This is a genomic window from Providencia sp. PROV189, from assembly GCF_028480065.1.
In the GTDB taxonomy this organism is placed as follows: Bacteria; Pseudomonadota; Gammaproteobacteria; order Enterobacterales; family Enterobacteriaceae; genus Providencia; species Providencia stuartii.
Genome location: NZ_JAMPOG010000039.1, coordinates 1 through 9,163, shown reverse-complemented (window position 1 = coordinate 9,163; position 9,163 = coordinate 1). Strand labels below are relative to the sequence as shown.

Below are 9,163 nucleotides of genomic sequence, written 5' to 3'. Positions count from 1 at the left end.
TTACTTTCAGCACCGGCCATAACCGGCGCCCGGTTTTTCCTTTCGTCATTTAACGTCCTCCGGTGTCACTGTTTTGCTCCAGTCCCTGTACACGCACATCCGTATTATCTGGGGTCTGGGTGGCAGGGTTCGCCTGTGTCCGTTGCTGATCACGCTCAATCACCGTTAGCATCGCGTTATTGGCAATGGATTTACGCACTTCCATTTCCGTTTGCAGCATCCCGATTTCGCGATCCAGCTGGTCAACCGACTGGTTACCGATCTCCTGGGCTTTCGGAAAATTACCGGCATTCGGCTCCCCCTGGCCGGTGATCAGCATCCGGCGCATCGTCAGCGCCAGCTCCATCGTGTCCGCCATCGCCAGCTCACCGGCCAGACGCTGTGTTAATGCCGTTTTATCCGGATCCCGGCGCAGCGCTTCAATCACCCCCCGGGAGACCGTCAGGCTGCCGGTTTTCAGTTTCGCCAACTCTGCCGCCCCGACCGCGCCCCGGCTGTTCACCAGTTTATGCAGCTGTTCCAAATTTTCCCGGGTGGTGGTCTCCAGCACCGGTGCCAGCCCGGTTCCTGGCTGGGAACTGCCCGGTTGCTCCGCCTCACCGCCGCTCTGACAATCCGCCGGATTGGTGCAGGTGCGGACCGATTTGCTGCCCAGCACCTGTGTGACCACCTGAGCGGCTTCCTCACTGTTGGCAAAGCGCCTGCAAGCGGCTCCGTTACACTGGCCGGCCGGCACCGGGGCCGTACTGGTTGCCGGCAGACCGTTCATGATATTAAAGCCGGCCTGTGCAAAATCCTGCGCCGGCTGAATCGCAGGCTGACCAACCCCACCGCGCTGTTTCCCGCCTATCCATACAACCCCTTTATCGCCACTGCTTTGCTGAATTTGCTGGTCAGTTTTTACCGCATCCCCGTCACTGTTATTGATGATATTCTTTGCTTCTTCGAGGATCGCCGCCTGCGTCCACTGATTATTTTCTGAAAAGTCCATCATCCGTTTAGCCATGTTCTGACAGTTCAGCTGCGCCTTATCAAACGCCACATTAGCCTGCAACACCCCGTTGGTCAGCATTTCATACAGGCCGGGATTCGCCCGCTGGATAGCCATCGCCGGCAGACTGGCCACCGCCCCGGTGGCATTCTGGATCACCTCACTCATCAGATTCTTAAAGCCGGCCGTCACCCCGTTCAGCTGGTTGCCCACCGTGGTTTTGATATCAAAATTGCCGCACATCAGATCACTGTTCCAGCCCATGCTCATCCCCAGACGTTGCAGATTACTGCGCCCCGGCGGCTGGGATAACACCGTGCCGCCGCCCAGGTTGTAGTACAGTTTGTCGGAGACCGCGCCGGAAACATTTGCGCCGTAGCCGATATCATTCGCACCGGCAGAAAAATCCAGCCCGGCCCGGACAGAAAATGCCGGTACACTGCATAACACCATCAGTGTCAGCGCCGGCGGAAAAAACGTGTGTCGTTTTGCTTTCATCATCTTAAAATCCCTGCTTAAAACGTTGTGCTGTACAGAAATTTTTGCCCCATGCGCTTGCAGCAGCTGTACGGCTGCCACAATGCCCAGGCATAATTACCGTCCTGTGCCTGTGCTCCGCCCTCATCCGGAAACACCGCACAGCTGTTTTTCAGCCCCGGCGACAGGCGCTGCCATTTATGGTTTTTTGTCCCGGTATTCTCCGTCACCGCGTCCGGCGGCCAATAGCCATCCCGGCGGTTGCCTTTCAGGGGCACATAGGTATGCGCCTGCCCGGTGCGGGTCATAATATCTGCCACGCGCTGCGCCACCACAGCCGCCGCTTTATCCCCGTCCTGCTGGTTGACAAAACCGCTGCGCGGATAGAGATTTCCCCACATGTTGCCCCGGCTCTGCCCCCCGATTTCCCGTTTCCCGGGAATTATCGCTTCCGGATACGCCATTTCCGGCACACCGAGCCGCCACGGCACACTGTCGAGCGTGCTCAGGTAATAAGGAAACAGCGGTGTGGCTGCGCTGTCACAGGAATACCCCGGAATACTGCCGCCGATAAGGGTGGTTGCCGGATGACCGATAGCATCCGCATAAAAAAAGTGCAGGGCGGTTTTACGTTTTGCCTCAAACTTCTGTTCACTGTTTCCGCCCCCGGCAGATACCCCGCTCAGCACGCCGGTCACGGCATTTTCAATCCCGCCGGCCGCCCCGCTGACCAGTGACATTTCCCGCCACGGGTTTTCACCCGGGGCATGGTAGGCCGAGACCACCGCCTGCGGAATAAAATGTGACACCCGGACAGATGTCCGGATACGGCAGCCGCCCCGGCCACACTTCAGCCAGTAGCAAATCCCGCTGATACGCCAGCTGATACACGACGGTGAGGCCGCAGAAGCGACCAGAGTGGCGGTACTCAGACTGGCTTCCGCCACCGGCACCAGTGAACAACCGAGTAACAAAGCCCCCGCCAGACGCCGGCGATGTGATTGTCGGGTCATGGTTGACCTCCTCCTTCCTGTTGTTCCCGGTACTGCTGTATCTGCGTCACCGCCTGTGCAATATCGGTGGTGCCGTAAACCACCCACTGCGCATCAACGACGACCGCCGGCAGAGATGACACCCCCAGCTGCCAGGCCTGAACCACGCCCTGATAAGCCTGCCGTAATGCCGTTTCTCTGGCCTGCCAGGCCGGACTTTGTAACAGGGCGGTGATGTGCGGGGCATCCGCTTCACTCAGTTCCGTCCCCGGCTGAAGCAGGGCCTCATCCAGCAGGCGTTCAGGCGCATCCAGATACACCACCTCAAACGGGATGTCCGTCTGCGGCAGAGCGTCATCCTGCGTGGTATACAGCACCACTGCCGCCCCGGCGGTCAACGGCAGGTATGACAGCGACAGCATCAGCAATCCGGAAAGAGATAAAAATCGTTTTTTCATTCGGTCAGTCCTCACAAACGAACGGTGAGAGAAGAAAAGCGCATCAAAACCCGCCGGTGACCGGCGGGTTTTCACCGGTTACCAGCCCACCGCAAACCCGGCGCCGATACTGGTATCGCCGCCGTTATTCCATGACGCATTCAGGCGCACATTGGTATTGGCCGTCGGCTTATACTGCACCCCGGTGGCTATCGCCTGTGCATCACGGTAATGCCCCATCGCCATCCCGAACGAAAAACGCTCACTGTTCACATACGGAATGGAAGATATTGCGGTCACCCCGGCAATCCCCGCATTGGCCCGTTTCTCCACCTGACTGATTTTATTGTCCAGCTGACTGAAACGCTGGTCGGTATACTGCCGGGCATTGTCCAGCACCGTGTGGGTCACCTGCCCGAACGTCTCATCGGTATAGCGGTTTGCGGCCGCCAGGGTCTGTTCCTCCCCCTCAATACGGGCCTGCTGCTCTTCCGTAATCCGCTTGTTTATCTTCGCCTCACTGTACTGAATGCTCACATCGGTGTAGTCCATGGCCTGTTTCAGCGTCTGCTTATCGCCGGCAATACGCGCATCCCGCTCCTCATCCAGTTGCCCTTTGTTGACCGCATCCGTTTTTGCAATGCCGGCCGCCACATGCGTCAGAAAACGTTCCTGACCTTCACGGCCGACGGACACGCTGTTATCCCGGTCAGCCAGGCTGCCGTCCCCCAGTGCCACACTGTTTTTCGCCAGCGCCCGGGCATCCACACCCAGTGCCACGGATTTTTCGCCCAGCGCCAGACTCTTATCCCCGACCGCAACAGCCTGTTTACCCTGACTCAGCGTACTCTGCGCCTCATTCAGGGCTTTATCCGCCGCCTGATATTCCGCCTGTTTCTGCGCCAGTTCGGCTTTCACCTTCTCCAGATCCCGGATGTTTTCCAGCTCGGATTGCGTCGGACGCAAATCAGACAACTTTGTATCCAGCGCGGAGAGATCCTTTTCCAGCCGGGAGAGTTGCGTTTCTGCCTGCTTCAGTGCCTGATCGGTGACGGCTTTTTCCGCCGATAACTGCTGTTTCAGCTGTGTGGCCTGTGACGACATGGCCTGTGTGTGACTGAGCGCATTGTCCTGAAGGTACTGATCCACTTTTTGTTTCAGCGCCTCCGGGTTGGTATTCAGCCCGACGGTGTTATCCCGGGGACGGCTTTCCAGTACCAGCAGTTGCTGTAACTCTTTGGCATAATCCGGGCTGTCCGGCGATAAACTGTTGACCTTATCCAGCTGGATCAGGTAGTTCAGCTGATTCTCATAGCGGGTGAAAATACCGCTGACCATCTGATTAAAGGTGCCTTCATCGATGTTATCCAGATACAGCTCTGACAGGATCTGCTTCCCGGCCTCTGTCACCCCGGTGAGCCCCTGCTCAATTTGCTGCCGGGCATTTTTCTGATAAGCCTGATACAGATTCTTTTTCCCGTCCGCAGAGGTGATCAGGGCGATTTTGGCCAGCTCTTCCTGATAACCGGCAACGCCCTTCAGGGCCGCGGTATTCAGGTGTAAACGGGATAATTGTTTCTTCTGCTCGCTGTCCGTGACCGCATCCGACCACAGCATCGCTTTATCACTGTGGCCGGCACTCAGTACCGGGGACAGGGCCACACCCTGATAGTTGGTCGTAATCTGAGAACCGGTTTTCTCTTTGATGGTTTCATTAACCAGAGCACTTCTGGTTTTCGCTTCAATATAGGCATTAACATAACTGACATAAAACTGCGTGTCATTACTGACCGACGTATCCTGCTCAACCCGTTTTTTCACTTCCTGAGCCAGACGGTCAGCCTGCCCCTGCTGCCACAACGCCACAAAATTCTCATCCACAATCTGTGAAACCGCCCCCAGATTGCGTTCATAAATCTGTGCCATCCGGTCAGCGACCTGCTGTGCCTGTGTCACCTGCTGCTGTTGCGCGGTACGCTGACCCGCCAGGGTCTCCTGTTGCTGCAACAACGGTTTCATCGCTTCCTGACGCTCCAGAATATTGCTGTTCGCCAGCGATTTACTGTCAAACAGGGCCTGCGTCTGCATGTACTGCTCATGCGCCTGCGCCCTGTTCTGCAACAGGGCATTCTGGGCTTTCATCGCCGCCTGCGCCTGTTCCGCCGTCATATTGTTCCCCAGCGCCATACTGCCCTCACCGACAGCCGTACTGTGCTGCCCCGTGGCCACGGCCGTGTCCCCCAGTGACACGTTTTTGGCCTGTAAAGCGCAGGAATAACTGACAACCAGCGACAAAAGCGTTACTTTAACTCCCGTCGTTTTCATGACGTCATGTTTCCTCTTTTTAACATACCCAATGAAGCGGCCGGGTAAGCCGTGCTGCAACACGGTTTACCCACTCCCTGCTCCACCCGTTTCATCATCCCGGCACCCGGGGCGGTAACCCCCGTTTCCGGTCAAGTTCATCTGCCACCCTGAACGCCGCTTCCAGCTCACTGCATCCGTATTGCTCCATCAGCACCCGCCGTTGCTGCTTCTCCTCTTTTTCCGTCATCCCCAGCGCCAGATATAAGCTCGGCTGTACCACCCGGAACAGCGCCTCCACTTTCCGCGCCAGCACCACCCCTTCCGTGTAACAGCCGGAGAGTTTGGCTGCGGACAGCAGCACCTGTTTCTGCTCCTCACTGAGCGTCTTAAAGCGGGCGATTGCCTCCACCTCTTTCTGCGGCATCGTCAGACACACCCACCACTCCGCCATATTGAGCATTTTCTCGGCACAGTCCGGATAGTCATCGAGGTTCTGGGTCGCCAGCCACAGCCAGGCCCCCAGTTTCCGCCACATTTTCACCACTTTGGTCACATAGGGGGATAACAGCGGGTTGACCGTCACGATATGCGCCTCATCCACCACAAAATTAATGTCCCGGGCCCGGTACTGATCCCGCTCGGCAATATTGTTGATGGAGTTGATAAGACTCACCATCGTCAGCGCCATCTGGGCCTCATACCCTTCCCGCGCCAGGTGCCCCAAATCAATCAGGGTCACATCCGCCTCCGGCCACAGCTCCCCCGGCAGATTAAACAGCTCATGCTCAAAACTGCCCGGTTCGGTAAACATCCCCAGGGATTCCGCCATTTCGGCCGCTTTCGCCCGGCGCTGCGGATTTAATGCCCGCCCTTCCTCTTCACCTTCCCCCCGGGAGAGGGCATACAGCGCCTCCTGCAAATCCGCCGGCAGCATCTGCCGGTCGGCGGCATAAGACGCCCGGGCCCCCGCCATCAGCGCCCGGCGGATCATCGCCCGGTCAGCCCGCTTCAGCTCCGCTTCTTCCCGCACATCCCCGCCGGTGATCATCATGCGGGCGGAGATTTCCATTTCCCCCAGAATGTCACGCTGCCCGTCATCATCCTCAGATTCACTGTCCGTCTCTGGCAGTTCATCCGCATTCAGTGCCAGACGCTGTTCATCCATCATCAGCAGCTGATGCGCATCCGCAAACAGCGGCAGACGCACCCCGCTGCCGGGCTTGACACTGACCTTATTGACACTCAGCCCCAGACTGGCGTAATAGTCCGCCAGTAAACCAAAGGAGTTACCGGCCTCCGCAATAAACAGACGCGGACGGCGGACCGCCATCAGCTGCGATAACTGTGCGCATAAGGTGGCGGATTTACCGGCCCCGGTGGGACCGAATAACAGCAGATGCGCATTCTGGGTACGATCCTGTTTATTCTGCGGATCAAAGGTCAGCACCCCGCCGCCCCGGTTAAAGAAACTCCAGCCGGGATGCCCGGTGCCGCTGGTGCGCCCGGTCACCGGCAGTAATCCGGCCAGGTGCTGTACCCAGGTCAGCCGGGTATACCAGTGTTTTTTATCCGTCTGCGGGTCAAAACACATCGGCAGGGCACGCAGATACCCGTTCAGCGGCGCCACATCATATTCCGGCTTCACCGGCTCCAGACCGGCATTCAGCAGCGTGGCCGTCAGATCCACGCGCTTTTTGTTCAGTTCCTCCACCGAGCCGGCACGCAGCAGCAATGACAGGGAGGCCCGGTAAAGCTTATGGCGGTGCCCCAGTAAACCTCTGGCGGTTTCCACGTCCCGGCGGGTACGTTGCGAGTCGGTGTTTTCCCCCACCGAGTTTTTCCCCAGCCGGGTAAATTCCTGCTCCAGCGTATCCTGAGGCTGTGTGACGATGGTCATCGACAGCATCGTCCCTTCCGGAAACAGGTCCATCAGCGCATTGATATTTTTGTCACCGCGCTTCTGCTCCCCGGTCAGGTGCCCCGGCCCCGGGGCTTTACGCAGTTTTTCGATATTCACCACACCGTGCGCCAGGTTATCAAACCACCACACGCCGTTTTCCACATCCGACCGGGGCGGGGTAAACCACAGCGTTTCCGCAAAATCCTTCAGCACCGGCAGGGTGCCCGGGGCTTCCTCCGCCGCCGGCCAGTACGCCCCTTCCCGGTACAGCGTCTCCCGGTCCACCCAGTCAGGGGCCGGATTGAAATGACGCAGCAGCCACTGATGCACCTGCCTCCCGTCCTGGCGGACACACTGCACGCCGGCACTGCCCAGACTGCTGACCAGCCGGTCACACATCTGATTGAGCATCGCCACCGGCGGCATCGGATCGGTATAGCTGTTCCCCAGCCGGCGGTAAACCACCATCCGGGTCCGGCGCTGCTGTCCGCGCCAGGGTTGTCCGGTCACCTCCGTGTCCTTAAACAGCCCTTCCGGACGGGCAATCCCCCGTAAATGACGCGCCATTTCGGTCAGCCAGGCTTCGGTAAACGCGGTGCCCCGGGCCGCCGGCAGGATATAGTCCCGCAATGTGGCCAGTGTGACGCTCACGTCGTCCTCATCCTGACAAAAAAACTGCACCACCCACGGGTTATCATCATGCTCATCCAGACTGTCCTGAAGCGCATCCTCCACCGCATCCCGGATTTCGAGCAGACGGCCGGCAGAGCGCCCTTCCGTCGGCGCCGGCTCAACGGCATACACCGCCCCGACCGACATCCCGTCATCAAGCAGCAGGCATTGCTCCTCATCCAGAAATTCCACCCAGGGCAGGTAATCAATAAAGGACGGATTCGCATGGTAAATCTTCTGCTCATCCGCCCGGGTCATTTTTCCCGGCCGGGAAAGCGGCTGACGGCCTAAACCGGCATTCTCTGCCGGTGTACTGCGGTGTACGGTTTTGTCAGCCTTGTTTTCATCCGTTTTTTCAGCAGAAACCGCCTGCGCTTTCCGGCGTGAGCGGAATAATGAAAATCCCATCACAAGCCCTCCACACGCTCACCCGGCAGGGCATACTGCACTTGATGGTAAAACGGAAACACCGTACTGTATCCCGGCACCGGCAGATTGCCGGCCGAGAGATGCGGGAACACATACATCACCATGTCCGGGTTCGGCAGACGCGGAAACTGCTGATGGATCTCACTGCTTTGTGTCCGGGTATACGCGGTGTCCGCCTGCTGAAGGCGCGCGGCTTCATCATTCGTCAGGGCGCGTCGCAGGGCGCTGCGGGCGGTCTCCGTCACCGTCCGGCTGTCCGCCGCACCGTTCGGATCAGCCTGTCTGCCGGACCAGATGGCCATCATGTCGCTGTTTCCCGCCGGCAGCAGCTCCTCTTTGGAGGTGGCACAGCCGGCCAGCAACAACACCAGTGCGCACAGCACTCTGCTTTTCATCACACATTTCATCATTCTCATGATATGACGCCTCCCGCGCCCTTCAGGATCGCCCCCCGGCAGGTCAGCCGGGCAAACTCACCGTGACAGCTCAGTTCAGATAGTGAAAAAGGCACACATTGCCAGCCGGCTTTATCCGGCGCCTCCCCTTTAAAAACGGTGTACAGCAGGCGATCCCAGTCACTGTCCTGCGGCCACGCCTCATCCCGCGGGGCAAACCGGTAAACGGTAATGTCGTTGTCACTCAGCCCCACCCGGTGACGGCCCACAGACAGAACCGCCCCGGGCGTCTCACCGGCGGTACTCTGCCACGCCAGCTGTATCGTCGCCGGTGACATGCCGGCAATCAGCTGCTGTTGCTCCTCATCAAACACCTGATGACCGGCCACCGTCAGGCAAAAATGACTTCCAGTACAACCGGCCTGTCCGGCACTGAACACAAACACCAGCGGAAACGTCACCGGCGTCACAGCCAGCACCCCCGGCTTCGCAAAATACGTCACTCCAGACCTCCTTCCTCACCCTCTGTCAGTGAAAAACCGTAATTCACCCGGCGTCCCTGC

General features: G+C 58.6%; 7 protein-coding genes. All 7 read right to left on the bottom strand.

Annotation, left to right across the window (positions count from 1 at the left end; all coding sequences use genetic code 11):
- Positions 1 to 49: 49 nt before the first annotated feature.
- The 7 genes from PR833_RS17720 to PR833_RS17690 all read right to left on the bottom strand — a co-directional run bounded on the left by PR833_RS17720 (position 50) and on the right by PR833_RS17690 (position 9,103).
- The gene (locus PR833_RS17720) at positions 50 to 1,492 is read right to left on the bottom strand and encodes an integrating conjugative element protein (protein ID WP_000973818.1); all 1,443 of its coding nucleotides are present in this window, start codon (positions 1,490 to 1,492) and stop codon (positions 50 to 52) included.
- A 14-nt stretch (positions 1,493 to 1,506) separates the two neighbouring features.
- Complete coding sequence (locus PR833_RS17715; protein WP_036972223.1) at positions 1,507 to 2,481, bottom strand: TIGR03756 family integrating conjugative element protein; 975 nt, start codon at positions 2,479 to 2,481, stop codon at positions 1,507 to 1,509.
- A complete protein-coding gene (locus PR833_RS17710; RefSeq protein WP_036972221.1) occupies positions 2,478 to 2,918 on the bottom strand; it encodes a TIGR03757 family integrating conjugative element protein in 441 nt (146 codons plus the stop codon). The genes PR833_RS17715 and PR833_RS17710 overlap by 4 nt, the downstream gene beginning before the upstream one ends.
- A gap of 78 nt (positions 2,919 to 2,996) precedes the next feature.
- Positions 2,997 to 5,222, bottom strand: coding sequence for a trimeric autotransporter adhesin TaaP (taaP, locus tag PR833_RS17705; RefSeq protein ID WP_017827858.1), 2,226 nt, complete (start codon positions 5,220 to 5,222; stop codon positions 2,997 to 2,999).
- 94 nt (positions 5,223 to 5,316) lie between these two features.
- Entirely contained in the window at positions 5,317 to 8,184 is a 2,868-nt protein-coding gene (locus tag PR833_RS17700) for a conjugative transfer ATPase (RefSeq protein ID WP_036972219.1), read from the bottom strand.
- Positions 8,184 to 8,621 carry a TIGR03751 family conjugal transfer lipoprotein gene (locus PR833_RS17695; RefSeq protein WP_004245744.1) on the bottom strand — a complete coding sequence of 146 codons (438 nt, stop codon included), beginning with the start codon at positions 8,619 to 8,621 and terminating at the stop codon, positions 8,184 to 8,186. Before PR833_RS17695 ends, PR833_RS17700 begins: the two co-directional genes overlap by 1 nt.
- Positions 8,618 to 9,103, bottom strand: a complete 486-nt coding sequence (locus PR833_RS17690) for a hypothetical protein (protein ID WP_004239705.1) — start codon at positions 9,101 to 9,103, stop codon at positions 8,618 to 8,620. The genes PR833_RS17695 and PR833_RS17690 overlap by 4 nt, the downstream gene beginning before the upstream one ends.
- Between the last annotated feature and the right edge of the window lie 60 nt (positions 9,104 to 9,163).